This is a genomic window from Prauserella shujinwangii (assembly GCF_003001955.1).
GTDB lineage: Bacteria > Actinomycetota > Actinomycetes > Mycobacteriales > Pseudonocardiaceae > Qaidamihabitans > Qaidamihabitans shujinwangii.
In genome coordinates this window covers 105,259-125,898 of record NZ_PVNH01000007.1, presented here as the reverse complement: position 1 = coordinate 125,898, position 20,640 = coordinate 105,259, and the positions used below count along the sequence as shown (strand labels likewise).

Genomic DNA, 20,640 nt, shown 5'->3' with positions numbered 1-20,640 from the left:
GGCCACCTCGCTGCCGGAACGGCTCGGCATCGGCCGCGACCAGGTGGACTCGGCGCTGAACCAGCTGGACGTCGGCAGCGTCGCGGAGGTGCTGCGGAACCTCCCGGGCCAGGTCGCGAACGTGGCGTCGGACCTGCTGCTCGTGTTCTCCATGGGCATGGACGCCGTGCGCTTCCCCGGGCGGCTCGGGCTGCTCGGAGGCGAGCGGCGCGACGTGGTGACCGCGCTGACGCCGTGCGCGTCGGGCACCCGCCGGTTCCGGTGGGTCACCTCGGTGTTCGGCCTACGTGCCCAACATCGGGTTCGTGCTGGGACCGCCGCCGCCCGCCCTGCTGGCGATCCCGCTGACGCTGCTGGCGAAGGCGCTGCCCGTCGACGCCGGCCGAACAACAGGTGGATCAACGTTCTCGTCACCGCACGGCCGCGGGGCCGGACGGCGCCACGGACCCGCGGCCGTGATAGGTACTGGTCGTGCGTCTGCTGCTGCTGTCCAACTCGGCCGCGCCCGGCCAGGGCTTCCTGGAGCACGCGGCGAGCGCGCTCGGCCCCTTCCTCGACGGGGTGCGCAGGCTGGTGTTCGTCCCGTTCGCGCTCGCGGACCACGACGGGTACACCGCGGTGGTCGCCGGTGCGCTCGCACCGTACGGGGTCGAGGTCACCGGTGCGCACCGCGGCAGGCCCGAGGACCTGCTGGACTCGGCCGGGGCGGTGTTCGTCGGCGGCGGCAACACGTTCCGGCTGCTGCGCGAGCTGTACGCGCGGGATCTGGTCCGCTCGCTGCGGGAGCGGATCGCGGACGGCCTGCGCTACGCCGGGTCCAGCGCGGGCACGAACGTCGCCTGCCCGACGATCCGGACCACCAACGACATGCCGATCGTGCGCCCGCCGACGTTCGACGCGCTCGGGCTGGTGCCGTTCCAGCTCAATCCGCACTACCTGGACCCGGATCCCGCCAGCACGCATATGGGCGAGACCAGGGAGGAACGGCTGCTGCAGTTCCTCGAGGAGGACGACGTGCCGGTGCTCGGGCTGCGCGAGGGCACGTGGCTGGAGCGGGACGGTGACCGGCTGGCGCTGGGCGGGGCGGCCGCGGGGGCGCGGCTGTTCCGGCGGGGCCGGGCCCCGGCCGAGGTGCCCACCGGTGCCGACCTCGGCGAGCTGCTGCGCGAGCCGGGTGGCGGGCCAGGGCGGGCTACTGCCCGGTGACGGTGGCGACGGCCAGCTCGCGGATCGGTTCGTCCACTTCGGGCAGTCGGAAGTCCAGGGCGCGGATGTGGGACAGCAGGTCCGGGTCCGGCGCCAGCTCGTGCTCGCGCAGGTAGTAGGCGACCGCGCCCGGCCACACCCACGTGCCGTCGGTGCGGAAGGTCAGCGGCACCGAGGCGGGCCGGTCCGGGTCGAACACGTCGTCGCCGAACCCGCGGGCGGCCAGCACCACCGGCGCGCCCTCCAGGTAGCCGAGCACGCGGTCCCGCTCGGCCGGGTGCAGCGGCCCGCGCGTGGTGACGGGCCTGCCCGCCGGGTCGAGCCCGTCGTACAGCCGCGGCGTGCGCAGGCGCCCGGCGGGAGGCGCAGGTTCGGGCAGCCCGGCGCGCGTGCGCAGCCAGCCGGGCACGAACTCGGCGGCGCGGGGGAAGAAGCGCAGCTCGTCGGCGAAGCCCACGGGTGGCGGCACGCGCCGCCACCGGGGCTCGGCGTCCACCGAGAACTCCGCCCTCGGCTCGTCCCCGGGGGCGAATTCGAGCACGGCGGACAGCCAGGTGCCCCGGCCCGGTTCGTACATGCCGGCCCGCAGGGTCGCCAGCAGGCGCATGGCGGGCTCGGGCGGCCGCACCGGGCGGGCCACCCGGTCGGGTCCGGTGACCAGCAGGTCGGCCTCGACGTGCCTGCCCACCGCGCGGTACTCGGCGCGCAGCAGGCGCCAGCCACGGGGTGCGGCCGCGGCGAGCGCGTGCCCCACCTGCCCGACGAGATGCTGTCGCGCCTCGGCGGTCAGCGGTTCCGGCGGCCGGGTCAACGGCCCTCCCCCGCCTCGTCCGCGCGGCGCCGCAGCCACCCGGGCACGTGCTCCTCGGCGCGGGGGAACAGCCGCAGTTCCTCGGCGAAGGCCTCGGGCGGCGGCCCGGCACGGAAGTCCGGCTCACCGGTGCCGTCGAAGCGGGCCCGGAAGCCCCCGGACTGCCGCAGCTCCAGTACCGCGCTCAGCCACGTGCCACCGTCCGAAGTGGCCGATGCCGCCCTCAGCTCGCCGAACAGCTCGGTGACCCGCTCCGGGGCCCGCCACGGCAGCAGCGGCCCGGCCACCGACTGCACGATCGCCGCCGTCTCGGCGTGGCGGCCGATCGCCCGGTGCTTGACCTGGGCGTACTCCCAGCCTGCCGGAAGCGACCTCCGGAGCTCGTCGTGCAGCAGCCGCAGGAGGCGTTCCTGGTCCGCGTCGCCGAAGGGTGCCGGGCCGCTCACGGGCGCGGGCTCCTCTCCCCGTCACCGGCACCGCCGGCCAGCCGCTCGCGCAGCCATCCGGGGACGTGCGCCGGGTCGCGCGGGTAGGCCTCGAAGTCACGTTGGAAGACGACGTCGGGCACCGGCGGGTCCCACCGCGGGTCCAGGTCGAAGTTGAAGTCGACGACGTAGGAGCCGGGCGGGTCGATGACGAGCCGCAACGACAGCCAGGTGCCCCGGCCCGGCTCGTACATGCGGTGCCGCAGGTCCATCAAGTCCGGCTTGATGCCGGGCGGGGGGTCGACGGGCGGCGTGCCGCCGTCCGGCAGGACGACGGTCAGCGCGAAGTCCTCCACCATCGTGGCCATCGTGGCGGTGAAGTCGATCCGCCGCCAGCCTTCCGGGGCGACGGCGATCAGCTGGGCGCCGATCCGGCGGAGCAGGGCGTCGGCCGGATCGTCCTCAGGAGTCCCCGTCGGAGGGCCGGACGGGCGGGGCTGGGTTGGGGACATTGACGAAGCTCCTGTAGTTGTGCGTCACGCTGCCGTCGGGCGCTCTCCGTTCGGAGAGCACGTGGGTACGGTCCGGGGTCTCACCGACCGAGGGTGCGTCGTTCCACACGCGCACTCTGCCATTGTCCGCACCGTGCCGTTCGATGGTGCGGCGGTCGGTCTCCATCTGGGCCCAGTTGTCCGGGTTGCCGACCAGGTGGTTCTGCCGGTACGGCTGCGGGAACATCGCGAGCCTGCCCTGGCCGCCGCCCGCCGCGTGGTCGGCGGTGTGCCCGCCGCGGAAGGCACCCGCCTGGGGATGGTCGGCCTGCCCGATGTGCCCGACGCGCCGCTGCACCGAGGTGTCGACGCGCCTGCCCGCGGGGCTGCTGTAGTCGGGTTCGAAGGACACCGCGGCGTTGCCGTGCGGGTCGGCGTGGTAGACCATGTCGCCGATCTTGTACTTCACGCCGGGCAGCGGGAGCCCGTCCGGGCGCCCGTCGTGCCGGTCGTGCATGGTCGTGCGGTCGCCCGTCTCCGGGTTGACTCGGCCCCGCTCGTGGTCGGGCCACGTCTCGATGTGCGTGAACTTCGGCGGCACGTCCGAGTCGGTGTAGAAGGTGCCGTGCCACACCCGGCCGCCGTCGGCGCCGGTCGAGTACACGTCGTACCGTGCGTTCGGCTGGAGCTCCTCCCGCGGCCTGTTGCTGAACGGACCGTCGCCCCGGGCGCTCGGGTCCCAGCCCTCGACCGGGGGCATCCGGCGCGGCGGCGGGTCGGACGGCGGGTCGAAGTCGTCCAGGTCGAGCACCGGCCTGCCGTCGGGGCCGGTCCGGAACTCGAACACGCCCTCGCCGGTGTCCACCCGGTAGTCGACGCCGGGCAGCAGGTGGTCGGTGTCGGGGTTGCCGACCGGCTGGTGCGGGTCGCTGCCGACCCGGACGTTGGGCACCTCGGCGTCGACGTGGGTGATGTTCGGCGGCCGCGAGTCGTCCGTGTAGACCGTCGTCCGCCTGCCGGTTCCGTCGGTGACCTCGTACTTGGTCTCCGGGTCCAGCTGCCGGGGGTTGGCGGGGTCGAAGAACCGCTCCCCGGGGGCGACCGTGACCGGGCGGGCAGGCGGTGTGTACGACGGTTCCCGCCAGTCGTGCTCCTGCGGCGAAGGGAACTCCCGGCCCCGGGCCTGCGCGTCCGCACCGTCGACGTCGCGCTTGTCGGCATCCGCGGTGTCCGGGGTGAAGCCGTCGTCTCCCGCCCGGGAGGCTGAGCCGTCGGGGCGGTGCACCTCCCACTCGCCGTTCGGCGGGATCCTCGGCCGCATCCGGCCGTCGGGGCCCACCTCGTAGTCGGACGAGAACACCCGGCCCCGCGAGTCGGTCCACGCGGGCTTGCTCGGTGCGAGCACCTCGGTGTCCAGCTCGGTGGACAGCCGCCGGGCGAAGTCGTTGGATCCCGCGTCGCAGCCGATGAGGCGGATCGGGCGCCCGTCGTAGTCACCGTTGCGGCGCAGGACGTCCGCGAACTCCTCCGGCGTGTAGAGCCGGTCGCCGATCCGGGCATGGCCGTCCGGTGTGACGTGGACGTCCACTGTGTACCGGCCGTCCGGGTCGGGCCGCACCCGCTGCGGCAGGTCGCCCAGTTCCCCGTCGCCGCGGTGGTACGACGTGCCCGCCGGGGTGCGTTCGGCGTGGTGCTGGTTCACCTCGTCCGGCGTGAGCCGTTCCGGCGCGGGGTGCGCGGGTCCGGGGTCGCCTGGTCCGGGGCGGTGTCCGTCCGGTTCGGACCGGTGGTGTCCTTCCCCACCGGGGCCACCACCGGGCCGGTCGCCGGGACCGCCAGGGCCGTGGCCAGGACCTTGCGCCGGGCCGCCCGCCCGGGGTGGGCCGCCCGGTCCGGGTGGGCCGCCCGGTCCGGGTGGGCCGCCCGGTCCGGGTGGGCCGCCGGGCCCATGCGGGGCACCGGGGCCGAACGCGGGGGCCGGGGCGGGCGGCTGCCCGGGCGCGTGCGGGAAACCGCCCGGTCGCCACGGGCCAGGACCGCCCGGTCCGTGCGGCGACGGCGCGAGGCCGCGCGGTGCGGGATGCGGCGCGGCGCCGGAAGGCCCCGTGCCGGGGCGCGCTCCCGGCGGGTCCTGCGGCCGGGCCGGGGCGGGGTGGCCGCCCCTGGGCACGGCCGGGTCCGGGGTGCGTGGCGCGGGTGCGCCCGGAGTGCCGGACCAGGCGCCGCCGCCACCGGGACGCCCGCCCGGCGCGGTTCCCGCGGCCGGGCCGCCACCACCGGCGGCGGGAGCCGCGCCCGCGGCCGGCGGCTGGTTCTGTTGCGGTGCGGTGCCTGTGGGGCCGCCCTCGGGCCCCCGCTGTGGCGGCACCCCGGCCGGTGCCGGATCGCCCGCCCGAGGTGCGGCGGCCGCGGCCGGTGGTGCCGTCGCGCTCGCGGAGGTGGTGTCGGGCTGCGGCCCGGCGGGACGGGGTCCGCCGGGATCCGCGGGAGACGGGCCACCCGGCTGGCCACCCCCCGCGGGCGGATGCCCGCCACCGGACGGGGTGTGCGCGCCACCGGACGGGGCGTGCCCGCCACCAGACGGGGCGTGCCCGCCACCAGACGGGGCGTGCCCGCCACCAGACGGGACGTGCCCGCCACCAGACGGGGTGGCCCCGGGCGCGCCGCCCTGGTCGGCGCCACCGTGCGGCTGGCCGCCGCCGGACGGTGCCCTCGGCGGCGCGCCACCGGAGTCGCCACCGCTGCCGGGGTGGCCGCCGCCGGCCGGTGCGGACGTGGGCGGGTCGCTCCGCACCGGGCCCGGACCGTGCGGAGCCGTGGCCGGGGGCGCGTCGGGGCTCGTCCGGGGCGTCGTGCCCGGAGCACCGGAGTCGCCCCGGGCAGGCGTGCTGTCCACTGTGTACTGGCCGGAGGAACCCGCTTCGGTGCTCGTGCCGGAAGGAGTTCCCGCACCGCCGTCCCGCACCGCCGCCGGCCTTTCCGTTCCGGACGGCGCGCCTGCTGCCCCGGTGTCCGGAGTGCCTCCCGATCCCCCGGAGGGACCCGGACCGCCACCGTCCGAACGGCTGGTAGCACCGGAGCCGCCGCTCCCACCGGAGGTGCCGCCGCCACCGCCGGGAGTGCCGCCCCCGCCGGGTGACGGCACATCGGGACCGCCTCGCTGGAAGAACCCGCCCGGCGTGATGTTCCGGGTGCTGATCACGTCGAGCCCGGTGACCTTGCCCGCGATCTTGCCGCAGACCTTGATGATGCTCGCGAAGACATCGGCCAGCTTGCCGAGCAGCGGCGAGACCTTGCGGATCGTCTCGATCAGCTTCCGCAGCAGTTCGGCGATCCTGGTGGCCCACTTGGAGATCGCGGTCACCGCCTGGGCCACGACCACGGGCGTGCCGAAACCCAGCGTGCATACGGTCTCCAGCACCCACGAGATCAGCTTGCCCACCAGGTCGGCGATGAGGTCGCGCACGGTCTCGCGGACGAAGGCGACCACCTCGCCCATGATCATCACGACGGTGCTGATCGCTCCCGCGACCGTCGCCGCGCCGCCGATCGCCTCGGCCTGCTCGGAGCAGGAGCGGCGGTAGGCGTCGGCGGCGTCGCCCTGCCACCCCGTGGTGCCGTTCCGGACGGCGCTGTCGAACGTCGCCCTGGTCTCCTCCAGGTGCGCCGAGACGTTGCTCCAGGTCTCGGAGTACGACTGGATCACCGGCGGATCGCCGGCCACGGAGTCGAGCATGTCCTTCAGCGGCTGCACGTGCTCCATGAGGAACGACGCGACCGACGACAGGAGCCAGCCGAACGGGTCGATGGCCGCGGCCGCTCCCTCGGCGGCGAGACCGAGCGCGCCGAGCCCGCCTTCGACCCAGTTGCCGGAGGAGATGCCGTTGTACGCGTCGATCGCCGACTCGGCGATGCCGATGCCACCGGCCCAGCCGTGCTCGCCGTTGCCCTCCGTCAGCGGCCCTGGGCCGTCACCGTCCCGCGGCGCGTCGGCGACGAGCGGGTTGCCCTCGGGCATCACTCACCCGCCCGCAGCGCCGAGCGGAAACCCTCTTCGGTGCCGCGGTACCGGCGCGCGGCCGTGCGCACCTTGTCCGCGGCCGCCTCCATGGCGGTGACCGCCTCGTCCAGCGCGTCGATCCCGTACTGCTCCACCGGGTCGAGCAGCATCCGGAACGGCTGGCAGAGAATGCCGTACGCGTCGGTCGGCATGCTGACCTGCCGCGCGGCGTCGGCCGCCTGCCGCAGCATGCCCGTGCAGTCGTCGAGCTGCCCCGCATGCGCGTCCAGGTCGCCGTCGACCTCGAAACCACCGTGTGTCATGTCGTACCCCCAGGCCGGCCGTCGCCGAGACGGCGTCAGGACAGGATCGAGCGCCCGCCGAAGTCATCCTCGTCGTCGTCGCGGGAGCGCCCGCGCGGTCGCTCCCGTGGCGGCGGCGAGTTCCGCGGGGGTGGTGGCTGCGGGTTCTGCGGGGGTGGTGGCGCGGGCGGCTCGTCGTCCTCGGGGCCGAAGCTCATCTCGCGCCGCGGCTCCTCCGGAGCCTGCTCGTCCTCCGGCGGCGCGGGGAACTGCCTGCGCGCGTCCTCGAAGATCTTGTTGGCGGCCTGGTCCTCGGTGCCGATCGTCTCGGCCATGGCCTGCTGCAGCAGTTCCGGCAGCCGCGCCTGCGCGGCCCGCACGGTGCGCATGATCAGCTGGGAGATCTCCGCCATCCGCCTGCCCTGGGCGCTCTCGGCGATCGTGACGCCGGTGAGCAGGCCCTTGGCGTCGACGGTCACCTCGACGAGCCCGTCGCGCGAGCGCTCGGTGATCGACAGCGTCTCGACCTTCGCCGCCATCGCCTGGTACCGCTCGGCGCGCTGCTGGACGGTCCGGGTCCACTCGTCGATCATCCGCTCGCTGGCGTCGGTGGTGTCCGGCATCGCGCTCCCCCAGTTCGGCCTGACGTCACCACAGGGACGCCGCGCGGACGCGACCGGTTCCGCGCCGTTCCAGCTTTCCACCAGACGGAGCCGCGCGGAAGACCGGGGCACCGTCCGGGGCGCCCACTATTGACAGCTTGACAATAGACGTGGCGCGGCTCACCCTGGTCCGCATCCGGCCGACCAGCGGAGTTCGGAGATGACCGTGGACATCCTGCAGAACCGCAGCCTGTGCGAGGCGTTCCAGCGGACCGCGGCGCGTGCGCCCGGGGCGGTCGCGCTGCGCACCCCCGGCGACCGCGTGCGCGTGACCTGGGAGCAGTACGCGCGGCGGGTGCGCGCCATCGCGACCGGCCTGGCCGGGCTCGGCGTGCGGCCCGGAGACACCGTCGCGCTCATGCTCACCAACCGGCCCGAGTTCCACCTCGCCGACACCGGCGCGCTGCACGCGGGTGCGACGCCGTTCTCGATCTACAACACGCTCGCCGCCGAGCAGGTCGCCTACGTGCTGCGGGACTCCGGCGCCCGCGTGGTGGTCTGCGAGGAGCAGTTCCTCGGCAAGCTGCGCGTGGCCAGGGAGGGCACGGCGGTCGAGCACATCGTGTGCGTCGACGCGCAGGACCCGGCGCCGGACGGCACGCTCACCCTCACCGCGCTGGAGGAGACACCGGCGCCCGGGTTCGACTTCGACGCGACGTGGCGCGCCGTGGGACCGGAGGACGTGCTCACCGTCATCTACACGTCCGGCACCACCGGCCCGCCCAAGGGCGTGGAGCTGACGCACGCGAACATGCTGGCCGAACTCGCCGCGACGTTCGACCTCGCGCCGGTCTCCGGCGTGGACAGCGTCGTGTCGTACCTGCCCGACGCGCACGTCGCCAACCGGTGGGGCGCCCACTACCAGAACCTGGTGACCGGCCTGCGGATCACCACTGTGCCCGACGCGAAGCAGATGATCGCCGCGCTGCCCGAGACCCGGCCGACGTTCTTCGGCGCGGTGCCGCAGGTCTGGTACAAGCTCAAGGCCGCGATCGAGGCGGCGCTGGCCGCCGAGCCGAACGGCACGAAACGGCGGCTGGCGGAGTGGGCCATCGACGTGGGCATCCGCAAGGTCCGCCTGGAGTCGGCGGGCAGGCCCGTGCCCGCCGCCCTGCGCGCACAGCACCGGCTCGCCGACCGGCTCGTGCTCGGGAAACTGCGCGCCAGGCTGGGCCTGGACCGGGTCCGGTTCGCCGCGTCGGGCGCGGCCGCGATCGCGCCGGAGGCACTGGAGTGGGTGCTCGGCCTCGGCATCCCGGTGTACGAGCTGTGGGGCATGTCGGAGACGTCCGCGGCGACCGTCGCGAACCGGCCCGGCGCGTTCCGCATCGGCACGGTGGGCAAGCCCCTGCGCGGGGTGGAGATCGCCCTCGCCGACGACGGCGAACTGCTCGTGCGCGGGCCCCTGGTGATGAAGGGCTACCGCAACCAGCCGGAGAAGACGGCCGAGACCATCGACGCCGACGGCTGGCTGCACACGGGCGACGTCGCGACCATCGACGCTGACGGGTTCGTGCGCATCGTCGACCGCAAGAAGGAACTGATCATCAACGCGTCCGGCAAGAACCTCTCCCCCGCCAACATCGAGAACACCGTGAAGGTCTCGTGCCCGCTGGCCGGATCGGTGGTGGCGGTTGGCGACGACCGGCCGTACGTGGTGGCGCTGCTGACCCTCGACCCGGACGCCGCCGCGGCCTACGCGGCGGAGCACGGCCTCGCCGACGCCTCCCCGGGGGCGCTGGCCGAGGACCCCGGTGTGCGCGCGGCCGTCGAGTCCGGCATCAAGGCGGCGAACGAGAAGCTCGCCCGGGTGGAGCAGATCAAGAATTTCCGGATCCTGCCGGAGTTCTGGGAGCCGGGCGGCGCCGAGATCACGCCGACGATGAAGCTCAAGCGCAAGCCGATCGCGGAGAAGTACCACGCGGAGATCGAGGCGCTCTACGCCGGCTCGTGAGTGTTCTCCGTGGTGAGAACCACGTTCTTCACTCACGAGCGTCGGCGGCGGTCTCCGGCTCGCGGGAGGGCGTGGGGTGCACCGCGACGACCAGGCGGTGGTCCCGGCCGGCGACCGCCGTCTCGTCGTGGTACTTCGCCACGAGGGAGGCGACCGCGCTCGCCAGTTCCTCGGCGAAGGCGGCCCGGTCCCCGGCGGACGCGAAGCGGATCTCGCCGTCGAGGGCGAACGTGGCGAGCCGCCTGCGGGCACGGGCGGCTCCGGTGACCAGCTCGCCGACGTCGCGCACCAGCCGGGCCGCCAGTGCCAGCAGCCAGCGTGCCGACAGCCGGTCCGGCGCGCGCCGCGGGTCCGGCTGCACGTCGCCGAGGACCTGCGGCGAGATGACGTAGGAGCCCGCCGTCGCCCGCATGATCCGCTCGGTGACGTTGCCCTTGCGCCGCTCCTCGACCAGCTCGACCAGACCGTGCCGCTCCAGCGCGCGGAGGTGGTAGTTGATCTTCTGCCGGGGCAGGCCGACGCGCTGGGAGAGCGTGGTGGCCGATCCCGGCTCCACAAGCTCCGCGAGCAGCCGGGCCCGCACCGGATCCAGGGACGCCTCGGCCGCTTCGGGGTCGTCGATCACCGCCACATCCTGCATGGTTCCCACGGTGTCACCGACAACTCAACTTGTCAAGAAATGGGTTCTTGTCGGTTACCCGGCCGGTGCACGCCGTCCTGGGTATCATGGCGGCACATGATCGAGCGTGAGCTGAAGTTCGAGCTGGACCTGGACCGGCCCGTGCCGCGCCTGGACGGCGTCGGCCCGGTGGCGCGGCAGGGTGACCCGGTGAAGTCGGTCCTGGAGGCCACCTACTTCGACACGGCGGACTACCGGCTCACCAGAGCCCGCGTCACCCTGCGCCGCCGCACCGGCGGCCACGACGCGGGCTGGCATCTGAAGCTGCCTCGCGCCGACGGCCACCGGGATGAGGTCACCGAACCGCTCGGGCAACCGACCGAGCCCGTTCCCGGTGCGCTGCGGGAGCGCATCCGGCACCTGGCGGGCGAGCACGAGCTCACCCCGATCGCCCGCATCCGCAGCACGCGCTACTCCTACCCCCTGCTCGACGCCGACGACCGTCCACTCGCAACACTCACCGACGACCACGTCACCGCCGAGGCCTCCGGCGAGGCCGCGGGTCTCGACACGTGGCGGGAGATCGAGATCGAGCTCGAGAGCGCGGCCGGGGAGGACCTGCTCGACGTGCTCGGCGAGGCGTCCCGGCACGCCGGACTGCAGCCCGCGGCCTGGCCGTCCAAGCTGCGCCGCGCCCTCCGCAACCGCCCCGGACTCGACTGACTCACCCTCCGGAGCCCGGCCGCAGGAAGTCCACGAGCGCACCGGTCAGCGCGGCCGGCGCGTCCTCCTGCACGAGGTGCCCCGCGCCGGGCAGCAGCCGCAGCCGCGCGCCGGGAATCCGCTCCGCGAGCCTGCGCCCCCGGTCGGGGGGCAGCCACGTGTCGTCCTCGCCCCAGCAGACGAGCACCGGCAGGTCGAGGTCGGGGTAACGGTCCTCGATCTCGTCGGTGTACCGCTGGTCGGCCTGCGCGATCTGCCGGTAGAACGCCGCCTGCCCCGGCTCGCCCAGCCAGGGCGCGACGAGCGCGTCGAGCACACCCGGCCGCAGTCCCCGCGCGCTGGCCGAGGCGACGTACTCCCGCACCAGCGCGCGGTGCAGGTGCGGTGGCAACCGCTCGAAGACCTCCGCGTGCTCGGCGACCAGCCGGAAGAACGGGGAGCCCCACGGCGCCAGCGTGACCGCGTCGACCAGCGCGAGCCGGGCGTAGCGCGCCCCGTGCAGCAGGTGCGCGCGCAGGGCCACGGCGCCACCGAAGTCGTGCGCCACCACCGCGGGAGCGGCCAGCCCCCAGTGGTCGAGCAGGGCCGCGAAGAGCTCCCCCTGGACGCGCAGGGAGACGTCCTGGCCCTGCCGCATCTCCGACCGGCCGTAGCCCGGCATGTCCCACACGTACACCTCGTGCCCGCTCGCCAGCGCCCGGCCCACGTCCCGCCAGACCAGCGAGGAGAACGGCGTGCCGTGCAGCAGCACCACCGGCGGCCCCGATCCCCACCGCGCCCAGCGCACCACCCCGGCCCCGGTCTCGAACCGCTCGGGAAGCTCCCAGCCGTGCATCGTCCCTCCCTGGTTACCAGCTAATGCCCTCAGACGGTAACATGGACGCCATGCCGTTCGCCCGCGCCGCCGCTCCCGGCGAGCTCCGCCGGCTCGAGGACTTCTGCAACTCGGCCCGGTTCCTGTACGACGAGGACGCGTTCGCCACGCCAGGAGGGGCCACCGCGTGGCTGCGGGAGCACGCGCTCGGCCGGGTCGAGCCGGACGAGGCCGAGCTGGCCAGGCTCGCCGAGGCCAGGGAGGCGATCCGGGACGTGCTCGGCGGAACGGCGACGGCAGCGGCGGCGGCCGTCCTCGACCGGCTCGCCGAGCGAACCCTCACGGGGCCACGGTGGACGCGGCACGGCGAGCCGGTGCTGCGCCCCCGGCACACCGACGGGTCCGACGCGGTCCTGGCCTCGCTGCTGCGGATCCTGTTCACCGCGGGTGTCACCGGAACGCTCGCCCGGCTCAAGGTCTGCCGCAACCCGGACTGCCGCTGGGTCTTCCACGATCGCTCGCCCGCCGCCAACAGCGTGTGGTGCAGCATGGACATCTGCGGCGCCCGCCACAAGATGCGCGCCTACCGCGCGCGGCGCACCGGCGATCACCCGTAGGTGTTTACCGGCCGCGCGGGGCCGGGCACCTTCCCCGGGGACTTCCACGCGGACCGAGGGAGGAACACGCTGCGATGCCGGATGCCTGGATGCGGATCGGCTGGGCGGGCGCCGTCGCGGTGGTCGCGTTCGCCCTGTTCCTGGTCGCGGAACGAGTGCTGCGCAGGACGCTGCGCAGGCTCGGCAGGCGGTCTCCGCTGCCCGCGGAACTCGCCGAGCACGCGAGCAGGCCGCTGCGCTGGCTCGGCGCCGTGCTCATCCTCCGGGCCACCGTGGTGCTCGCGCTGCCCGCGGGAACCTGGCGGGACGTCATCGCGCACACGGCGATCCTCGCGCTCATCGCGACGGCCGCGTGGCTGTTCGGCGCGGTGCTGGTCGCCGCCGAGCAGACGACGCTGTCCAAGCTGCGGGTGGACGTCCGGGACAACCGGCACGCGCGGCGCGTGCAGACGCAGATCACGCTGCTGCGCCGGGTGACCGTCGCCGCGGTCGCCGTGCTGGCCCTCGCCGCGATGCTCATGACGTTCCCCGCGGCGCGGACGGCGGGCACCAGCCTGCTCGCGTCGGCCGGGGTCATCGGTGCGGTGGCCGCGCTCGCCGCGCAGTCGCTGCTCGGCAACGTCTTCGCGGGGTTGCAGATCGCGTTCAGCGACGCCATCCGGCTCGACGACGTGGTGATCGTCGAGGGCGAGTGGGGCCGGGTCGAGGACATCACGCTGACGTACCTGGTGGTGCACATCTGGGACGACCGGCGGCTGGTGATCCCCACCTCGCAGTTCATGTCCAAGCCGTTCGAGAACTGGACCCGGCGGGACGCCGCGCTGCTCGGCACCGTGGAGCTCGACGTCGACTGGACGACCCCGGTCCCGGACATGCGCGACGAGCTGACCGCGATCCTGGCGGCCACGGACCTGTGGGACGGCCGGGTCAGCGTGCTGCAGGTGACCGACGCCGTCAACACCCTCGTCCGGGTCAGGGCGCTGGTCAGCGCGGTCGACGCGCCGACCCTGTGGGACCTGCGCTGCCTGGTGCGGGAGCGCCTGGTCGAGTGGGTGCGCGCGCGGCATCCGTACGCGCTGCCGCACGTGCGCACCGAGCGGCTGGCCCCCGTGCTCGCCGCCCGGGACGGTGGCGACGGCGCGGGGGGCCAGGACTACACCGGCCTGTTCGGCGGCAGCCCGGACGGCCGCGCGAGGGAGCGGGCGTTCAACGGGCCCCCGGAACCGTGACGCCGCAGGTCAGTGCGGGTCAGCGCGGTGAGGGAACGCTGGGATGGGGGTCGCTGACCGCGGCGATGGCCTCGTCCAGGTCCTCGTAGACCGGCAGGGTCCGGTCCAGGCCGGTGATGTGCAGCGGGCGCAGCACGGGATGCGGGCAGTTGAGCGCCCAGGACACCGCGTGGCGTTCCGCCGCGGCCGACGTGTGCACCAGCACCGAGATTCCCGCGGCTCCGAAGAAGCTGGTGGCCCCCAGGTCGAGTACGAGCGAGCTGACCTGTTCGAGCTGCTCGTCCACGCAGTCCCGCAGGGCGGGCGCGGCCACGATGTCGACCTCCCCGGCGACGTGGGTGACCACGAGCCCGGCAGGCCGGTGCTCGACCTCGATTTCCATGTCCGTGCTCGTCAGGTGTTCCACTGTCCTGCCGCCTTCCCGTTGACGTGGAACGGCGCGGGAGGCCGGCTGGGACACCGCGGGTCGAGCATGCGTATGCGGATCCGTCCCCGGGAGTCCCGGCGACCCGGCGCCGCGACCGGCACTCTCCGGCGCGGCTGTTGACTCAACCACCACCGGTACGGTACGCGCTTCCACTCAGCGGTGGCAAGACCAGCGCACAAAGGTAATACCCGAACGTGTAAGTCCTTTGTGGACTCCTTACCAACGGTGGCCGCCGTGCATGGTGCGCGCGCTGGATGGGTATCCCCTCGACGGCAGACCGAGGCGGAAGGAGTCAGCATGGTCGCTCCAGGACCGACCGGATACGACAGCGACCCGCGGGCCGGGGGACCGGCGCTGCTGTGGTCGGGCACGACCGGCTCCCCGGTCCTGTTCGTGCTGGATCCCGCGGACGAACTGAAGCCCGCGGACGTACCGCCGGCCTGGGCGGACCTGGTCGCCGACCGGCAGGTCGCCTGGTGCCGCGTCCGCGCCGACGGCGCCCTCACCGAGGCGGACGAGCTGCTCGCCGACCCGGACGGGCTCGGCTCGCCGATCGATCTGGTCACCAGTGGACGGGCCGGCCTGGAGACACTCGACCTGGCGTGCCGGCACACCGACACCGTGCGATCCGTCCTGTTCGTCGATCCGGAGGAGACCGAAGCCGGCCCCGGCAGCGGAACGGCCATTCCGGACAATCGCCGCCGGGAGCAGGAATCGCTGCGGACACGCGAACTGGAGTCGGCGGGTGTCGCCGTGCGCGTGATCGCCCGGGACCACATCGGCCGGCCGACTCCCCTCAGCCACCCGGACGTCGCCGCCGCGGTCCGCCGCGCGGTGACCGAACTCGACCGGGGCGGCGCATGAGACCAGCCACGATCGGGCGTGTGAGGCCGCCCGGCGGAGGGTAGCCCTTGCCGTGACGCCGCAGCAGCACCCGCCCACCGAACAGGTCGATCAGGACGGCGGCTACGAGGACGTGGCGCCGCTGTTCAAGGACCTGGCCGAGCTCGACCCGGACGACCCGCGGTACGGCAAGCTGCGCGAGGAGATCGTCACCCGCTGCCTGCCCCTCGCCGAGCACATCGCCCGCCGGTTCGTCGGCCGCGGCGAACCCAGGGACGACCTGGTGCAGGTCGCGCGCCTCGGACTGCTCAACGCGGTGGACCGGTTCGACCCCCGGCGCGGCACCGAGTTCGTCGCGTTCGCCGTCCCGACCATCATGGGCGAGGTACGCAGGCACTTCCGGGACTCCAGCTGGGCCGTGCGCGTACCGCGCAGGCTCAAGGAGTTGCACCTCGCGCTGAGCCAGGCCAGCGGCAGGCTCGCCCAGCGGCTCGGCAGGGCCCCCACGCCGAGCGAACTCGCCGCCGAGCTGGAGCTCACCACCGACGACGTGTCCGACGGCCTGCTCGCGGGCAACGCCTACCAGTCGGTCTCCATGGACGCGGCGCACGACGACGACGGTGCCCTGCCGCTCACCGAGACGGTCGGCGAGGACGACACCGAGATGGAGAACGTCGAGTACCACGAGTCGCTGCAGCCGCTGCTGGCCTCACTCCCCGAGCGGGAGCGGCGCGTGCTGATGCTGCGGTTCTTCGGGAACATGACGCAGACCCAGATCGCCGAGCGCGTCGGGATCTCGCAGATGCACGTGTCCCGGTTGCTCGCGCGGACCCTCGAACAACTGCGCAGCGAGCTGACCGAGTGACCGCGTCGGCGCGCGGGCCCGTCGTTTGGCGCGGTACGGCCCCGGGTACGCGGCGGGCATGGTGAGCATCGGCTACTTCCTGGCCTCCGAATCGTTCGGCCCGCACGAACTGGTCCGGCAGGCGAAGGCGGCCGAGCGAGCCGGCTTCGAGCGGCTGTGGATCTCCGACCACTATCACCCGTGGACCGGCGCGCAGGGCCACAGCCCGTTCGTCTGGTCCGTGCTCGGGGCGCTGTCCGAGGCGACCTCGCTGCCCGTCACCACCGCCGTGACGTGTCCCCTCATCCGTACCCACCCCGCGGTGATCGCGCAGGCCGCCGCGACCGCGGGCGTGCAGTGCCGCGGCGGGTTCACCCTCGGCGTCGGCACGGGCGAGGCGCTCAACGAGCACATCACCGGCGAGCGCTGGCCCCCGCCCGCCGAGCGGATCGACATGCTCACCGAGGCGATCGACATCATCCGTGCGCTGCACCGGGGCGGCGAGGTCAGCTACCGCGGCGAGCACTTCACCGTCGAGCACGCACGCGTGTACACGCTGCCGGACGAACCCGTGCCCATCAACGTGGCCGCGTTCGGCCCCCGCGCCGCCCGGGTCGCGGGCCGCTACGGCGACGGATTCTGCACCGTCGTGCCCGACGCCGAGCTGGTCCGCGAGTTCCGCGAGGCGGGCGGAACGGGCCCCGCGCAGGGCGGGATGAAGGTGTGCTGGGCGGACACCGAGGCCGAGGGAGCCGCCACCGCGCACCGGTTGTGGCCCAACGAGGTACTGCCCGGAGCCCTGCCCTCCACGCTGCCGCGGCCGCGCGACTTCGAACAGGCCGCGAGCGTGGTCACCGAGGACATGCTGCGCGAGCGGTTCGCCTGCGGCCCCGACCCGCAGCGGCACCTCGACCAGGTGCGGCAGTACCTCGACGCGGGCTTCGACGAGATCTACGTACAGCAGATGGGCGAGCGGCAGGACGACTTCTTCGCCGCCTGGTCCGAGCACGTCCTGCCGAAGATCCGCGCGAGCTAGCGAGGCGCCATGGATGCCGACATCACCCTCACCGTCGACGGCGAGCGGCGGGCACTGACCGTCGACACCCGCGTGACCCTGCTGGACGCCCTGCGCGACCGGCTCGGCGTGACGTCCCCCAAGAAGGGCTGCGACCACGGCCAGTGCGGCACCTGCACGGTGCTGCTCGACGGGCGGCGGGCCACGACCTGCCTCGCGTTCGCGGTGGCGCACGACGGCGCCGAGATCACCACCAGCGCCGGGCTCGGCGCGGGTGACGGCGGTGTCGGCGCCGAACCTGCGCACCCGCTGCACCGCGCGTTCCTGGAGCACGACGGGTTCCAGTGCGGCTACTGCACGCCGGGGCAGATCTGCTCGGCCGCCGGGATGCTCGCCGAGGCCGAGGCGGGCTGGCCGAGCGCGGTCACCCCGGACGTCGCGGAGCGGCCCGCGCTCGACGAGGCGGAGATCCGCGAGCGGATGAGCGGCAACCTGTGCCGCTGCGGCGCGTATCCCGGCATCGTGGCGGCCATCCTCGGCGTGGCCGAGGGGAGGCGGACGTGATCCCGTTCGACTACCGCAGGGCCGGCGACGCGGAGACCGCCGTGGCCGCGGTCGCGGGCAACCCGGGGGCCGCGTTCCTCGGCGGCGGCACCAACCTCGTCGACCACATGAAGCTCGGCGTGGCCGAGCCCGATCTGCTCGTCGACGTCACGCGGCTGCCGTTCGACTCCGTCGACCCGCTGCCGGGCGGCGGGCTGCGCATCGGCGCGGGCGTGCGCAACAGCGACCTCGCCGCCGACGAACGGGTGCGCACGCGCTACCCGGTGCTGGCGGAGGCCCTGCTCTCGGGCGCCTCGGGCCAGCTGCGCAACCTCGCGACCACCGGCGGCAACCTGCTGCAGCGCACCCGCTGCGGGTACTTCCAGGACGTCACCACCCCGTGCAACAAGCGCCGGCCCGGCGAGGGCTGCTCGGCCCGCGAGGGCTACCACCGCTACCACGCGATCCTCGGCGCCTCGCCGCACTGCGTGGCGGTCCACCCCTCCGACCTGGCCGTGGCGCTGACCGCGCTGGACGCGGTGGTGCGGGTCCGCGGCCCCCGCGATGGGCACGGTGAGCGCGCGATCCCGGCGGCCGAGCTGCACCGGCTGCCCGGTGAGCATCCCGAGTGGGACACCGTGCTGGGGCACGGCGATCTGATCACCGCCGTCGACCTGCCACCGCTGCCGATGGCGGCCCGTTCCCGCTACCGCAAGGTGCGCGACCGCGCGTCCTACGCGTTCGCGCTCGTCTCGGTGGCCGCCGCGGTGGAGCTCACCGGCGACGTGATCGGTGACGTGCGGATCGCCCTCGGCGGCGTCGCGCACAAGCCGTGGCGGGCCACCCTGGCCGAGGCGGCGCTGCGGGGCAGGCCGCCGGACCGCGCCGAGTTCCGGGCCGCCGCCGAGGCCGAGCTCGCCGACGCGCAACCGTTGCGGGACAACCGTTTCAAAGTGCCCATGGCCCGGAACACGATCGTGTCGGTGCTGGCCGGGCTCACCGGGGAGGAACCGCGATGACCGGCCTGCTGCGCCCCTCGGCCGTCGGCCGGTCACCGGTCCGGGTCGATGGCCCCGCGAAAGTGACCGGGCGGGCCCCGTACGCCTACGAGCAGCCGGTGCGCGAGCCCGCCTACGTCCACCCGGTACAGGCGACGATCGCGCGCGGCCGGGTGACGGCGATCCACACCGGAGCGGCGCTCGCCCTGGACGGGGTGCTCACCGTCCTGACCCCCGAGAACGCGCCCCACCTCGAGCGGGGAATCGACCCGGAGCTGGAGATCCTGCAGTCGCCCGACGTGGCCTTCCGCGGCCAGCTGGTCGGCGCCGTGGTGGCGGAGACACCGGAGGTGGCACGGCAGGCGGCCGGGCTGGTCCGCATCGAGTACGAGCGCGCCGAGCACGACTGCGTGTTCTCCGCCGACCGCACGGATCTCTACCGGCCCGAGGTGGTCAACCCGAGCCTGCCGACCGACACCTCCGACGGCGACGTGGGAACCGCGCTGCGCGACGCGGAGCGGACCGTGGTGGCCACGTACACCACCGCGATGACCCACAACAACCCGATGGAGCCGCACACCACCGTCGCCGTGTGGGACGACGACGGCCTGACGCTGTACGACTCGACGCAGGGGGTGCACGCCATGCGCGAGTCGGTGGCCCCCGTGCTCGGTCTCGACCCCGGGGTCGTGCGGGTCGTGGCCCCCTACGTCGGCGGCGGCTTCGGGTCGAAGGGCACGGCGCACGCGCACCTCGTGCTGGCCGCGCTGGCGGCGAAGCGCACCGCGGGCAGACCGGTGAAGCTGGCCCTCACCCGGCAGCAGATGTTCTCCCTCGTCGGCTACCGCACGCCCACCGTGCAGCGGGTCGGGCTCGGCGCCGATCCGGACGGCAGGCTCACCGCCCTGTCCGTGGACGTCGTCGAGCAGACCGCACGGATCAAGGAGTTCGCCGAGCAGACGGGGGTGCCGGCGAGGAAGGTGTACGCGGCCCCGAACCGCAGGACCACCCACCGGCTGGCCGCCCTCGACGTGCCCGTGCCGTCGTGGATGCGCGCGCCGGGCGAGTGCCCCGGCATGTTCGGCCCCGAGGTGGCGATGGACGAGCTCGCCCAGGCGTGCGACATCGATCCGGTCGAGCTGCGGATCCGCAACGAGCCGGAGACCGACCCGGAGACCGGGCTGCCGTTCTCCAGCCGGGACCTGGTCGGCTGCCTGCGCGAGGGCGCCGACCGGTTCGGCTGGCGGCGGCGCGACCCGCGGCCGCGCGCGCGGCTCGAGGACGGCTGGTGGGTCGGCACGGGCGTCGCGTCGTCCACCTACCCGGTGCACGCCTCCCCCGGCACGACGGCGACGGTGCGGATCAGCCCGGACGGCCGGTACGAGGTGCTGATCGGGGCCGTCGACATCGGCACCGGCGCGTGGACGGCGCTGACCCAGATCGCGGCCGACGCGCTCGGCGTGCCCGCCGAGGACGTGCACCTGCACATCGGGGACACCGACCTGCCCGAGGCACCCGTGGCCGGCGGTTCGTCGGGCACCACCAACTGGGGCTCGGCGATCGTGGCGGCCGCGCGCTCGTTCCGCGAGAAGTACGGCCCGGACGCCGGTCCCGGCGACGAGCACACGGCGAGCACCGCGGAGAACCCGTTCGCACAGCGGTACGCGATGCGCGCGTTCGGCGCGCAGTTCGCCGAGGTCCGGGTGCACGCGGACACCGGCGAGATCCGGGTTCCCCGCCTGCTGGGGGTTTTCGCCGCCGGGCGGATCGTCAACCCCAGGACCGCGCGGTCGCAGCTGACCGGCGGGATGACGATGGGACTGTCGATGGCGTTGCACGAGGAGAGCGTGTTCGACGACCGGTTCGGTTTCGTGGTCAACCACGACCTCGCCGAGTACCACATCGCGACGTGCGCCGATGTCCGGTCGGTCGAGGCGTACTGGCGCGACGAGCACGACCCGTACGTCAATCCCATGGGCACCAAGGGAATCGGCGAGATCGGGATCGTCGGCACGGCGGCGGCGATCGCCAACGCCGCGCACCACGCGACCGGAGCGCGGGTGCGTGACCTGCCGATGACGCCCGACAAGTTCTGCGAGTAGAAGGGAAGCGCGGCA

The 20,640-nt window shown here is 74.2% G+C and carries 20 protein-coding genes; 11 read left to right on the top strand and 9 right to left on the bottom strand.

All coding sequences use genetic code 11. The features are described 5' to 3' along the window. The first annotated feature begins 471 nt into the window (after window positions 1-471). Entirely contained in the window at window positions 472-1,206 is a 735-nt protein-coding gene (gene pepE / locus B0I33_RS17900) for a dipeptidase PepE (protein WP_106179948.1), read from the top strand. Here pepE and B0I33_RS17895 read toward each other — a convergent pair. From B0I33_RS17895 to B0I33_RS17870, 6 genes are read right to left on the bottom strand one after another with little or no spacing between them, the layout of a single operon-like run. After that, window positions 1,193-2,017, bottom strand: coding sequence for a ferredoxin (locus B0I33_RS17895; RefSeq protein ID WP_106179947.1), 825 nt, complete (start codon window positions 2,015-2,017; stop codon window positions 1,193-1,195). The two genes, pepE and B0I33_RS17895, sit on opposite strands and share 14 nt — an antisense overlap. Continuing rightward, window positions 2,014-2,463: a hypothetical protein gene (locus tag B0I33_RS17890; protein WP_106179946.1), complete on the bottom strand. Its 450-nt coding sequence runs from the start codon at window positions 2,461-2,463 to the stop codon at window positions 2,014-2,016. Before B0I33_RS17890 ends, B0I33_RS17895 begins: the two co-directional genes overlap by 4 nt. Further along, a complete protein-coding gene (locus B0I33_RS17885) occupies window positions 2,460-2,954 on the bottom strand; it encodes a hypothetical protein (RefSeq protein ID WP_106179945.1) in 495 nt (164 codons plus the stop codon). The genes B0I33_RS17890 and B0I33_RS17885 overlap by 4 nt, the downstream gene beginning before the upstream one ends. After that, window positions 2,905-6,951 carry a hypothetical protein gene (locus tag B0I33_RS29990; protein WP_181193343.1) on the bottom strand — a complete coding sequence of 1,349 codons (4,047 nt, stop codon included), beginning with the start codon at window positions 6,949-6,951 and terminating at the stop codon, window positions 2,905-2,907. Before B0I33_RS29990 ends, B0I33_RS17885 begins: the two co-directional genes overlap by 50 nt. Beyond that, complete coding sequence (locus B0I33_RS17875) at window positions 6,951-7,256, bottom strand: type VII secretion target (protein WP_106179943.1); 306 nt, start codon at window positions 7,254-7,256, stop codon at window positions 6,951-6,953. Before B0I33_RS17875 ends, B0I33_RS29990 begins: the two co-directional genes overlap by 1 nt. A gap of 35 nt (window positions 7,257-7,291) precedes the next feature. Then, on the bottom strand, window positions 7,292-7,858 hold the full coding sequence (locus B0I33_RS17870; protein WP_106179942.1) for a YbaB/EbfC family nucleoid-associated protein: 567 nt from the start codon (window positions 7,856-7,858) through the stop codon (window positions 7,292-7,294). A 199-nt stretch (window positions 7,859-8,057) separates the two neighbouring features. Between B0I33_RS17870 and B0I33_RS17865 the strand changes: the two genes are divergently transcribed. After that, window positions 8,058-9,851, top strand: coding sequence for an AMP-dependent synthetase/ligase (locus B0I33_RS17865; protein WP_106179941.1), 1,794 nt, complete (start codon window positions 8,058-8,060; stop codon window positions 9,849-9,851). 28 nt (window positions 9,852-9,879) lie between these two features. On the opposite strand, the gene B0I33_RS17860 is transcribed toward B0I33_RS17865, so the two are convergent. Then, complete coding sequence (locus tag B0I33_RS17860) at window positions 9,880-10,491, bottom strand: ArsR/SmtB family transcription factor (protein ID WP_181193342.1); 612 nt, start codon at window positions 10,489-10,491, stop codon at window positions 9,880-9,882. Between the two features lie 96 nt (window positions 10,492-10,587). Here B0I33_RS17860 and B0I33_RS17855 point away from each other — a divergent pair, with 96 nt between their 5' ends. After that, complete coding sequence (locus B0I33_RS17855; RefSeq protein ID WP_181193341.1) at window positions 10,588-11,193, top strand: CYTH domain-containing protein; 606 nt, start codon at window positions 10,588-10,590, stop codon at window positions 11,191-11,193. Window position 11,194: 1 nt separating this feature from the next. Here the strand turns inward: B0I33_RS17855 and B0I33_RS17850 are convergent, their stop codons facing one another. Beyond that, window positions 11,195-12,028, bottom strand: coding sequence for an alpha/beta fold hydrolase (locus B0I33_RS17850; RefSeq protein WP_106179939.1), 834 nt, complete (start codon window positions 12,026-12,028; stop codon window positions 11,195-11,197). 50 nt (window positions 12,029-12,078) lie between these two features. On the opposite strand from B0I33_RS17850, the gene B0I33_RS17845 reads away from it, so the two are divergent. Both B0I33_RS17845 and B0I33_RS17840 read left to right on the top strand, forming a co-directional pair. Next, window positions 12,079-12,624, top strand: coding sequence for a CGNR zinc finger domain-containing protein (locus tag B0I33_RS17845; protein ID WP_106180168.1), 546 nt, complete (start codon window positions 12,079-12,081; stop codon window positions 12,622-12,624). Window positions 12,625-12,698: 74 nt separating this feature from the next. Beyond that, the gene (locus B0I33_RS17840; protein WP_106179938.1) at window positions 12,699-13,853 is read left to right on the top strand and encodes a mechanosensitive ion channel family protein; all 1,155 of its coding nucleotides are present in this window, start codon (window positions 12,699-12,701) and stop codon (window positions 13,851-13,853) included. 19 nt (window positions 13,854-13,872) lie between these two features. On the opposite strand, the gene B0I33_RS17835 is transcribed toward B0I33_RS17840, so the two are convergent. Then, the gene (locus tag B0I33_RS17835) at window positions 13,873-14,235 is read right to left on the bottom strand and encodes an anti-sigma factor antagonist (protein WP_106179937.1); all 363 of its coding nucleotides are present in this window, start codon (window positions 14,233-14,235) and stop codon (window positions 13,873-13,875) included. Window positions 14,236-14,577: 342 nt separating this feature from the next. Here B0I33_RS17835 and B0I33_RS17830 point away from each other — a divergent pair, with 342 nt between their 5' ends. Genes B0I33_RS17830 through B0I33_RS17805 form a run of 6 tightly spaced genes read left to right on the top strand, consistent with a single transcriptional unit; the run spans window position 14,578 to window position 20,625 of the window. Then, window positions 14,578-15,144, top strand: coding sequence for a hypothetical protein (locus B0I33_RS17830; protein ID WP_106179936.1), 567 nt, complete (start codon window positions 14,578-14,580; stop codon window positions 15,142-15,144). 52 nt (window positions 15,145-15,196) lie between these two features. Next, window positions 15,197-15,988 carry a SigB/SigF/SigG family RNA polymerase sigma factor gene (locus tag B0I33_RS17825; RefSeq protein WP_106179935.1) on the top strand — a complete coding sequence of 264 codons (792 nt, stop codon included), beginning with the start codon at window positions 15,197-15,199 and terminating at the stop codon, window positions 15,986-15,988. 58 nt (window positions 15,989-16,046) lie between these two features. Beyond that, window positions 16,047-17,003 (top strand): TIGR03557 family F420-dependent LLM class oxidoreductase, encoded by a 957-nt coding sequence (locus B0I33_RS17820; protein WP_106180167.1) that lies wholly within the window; start codon window positions 16,047-16,049, stop codon window positions 17,001-17,003. Between the two features lie 9 nt (window positions 17,004-17,012). Further along, window positions 17,013-17,546 (top strand): 2Fe-2S iron-sulfur cluster-binding protein, encoded by a 534-nt coding sequence (locus tag B0I33_RS17815; RefSeq protein WP_106179934.1) that lies wholly within the window; start codon window positions 17,013-17,015, stop codon window positions 17,544-17,546. After that, complete coding sequence (locus B0I33_RS17810) at window positions 17,543-18,544, top strand: FAD binding domain-containing protein (RefSeq protein ID WP_106179933.1); 1,002 nt, start codon at window positions 17,543-17,545, stop codon at window positions 18,542-18,544. The genes B0I33_RS17815 and B0I33_RS17810 overlap by 4 nt, the downstream gene beginning before the upstream one ends. Then, on the top strand, window positions 18,541-20,625 hold the full coding sequence (locus B0I33_RS17805) for a xanthine dehydrogenase family protein molybdopterin-binding subunit (RefSeq protein ID WP_106179932.1): 2,085 nt from the start codon (window positions 18,541-18,543) through the stop codon (window positions 20,623-20,625). The genes B0I33_RS17810 and B0I33_RS17805 overlap by 4 nt, the downstream gene beginning before the upstream one ends. Window positions 20,626-20,640: the final 15 nt, after the last annotated feature.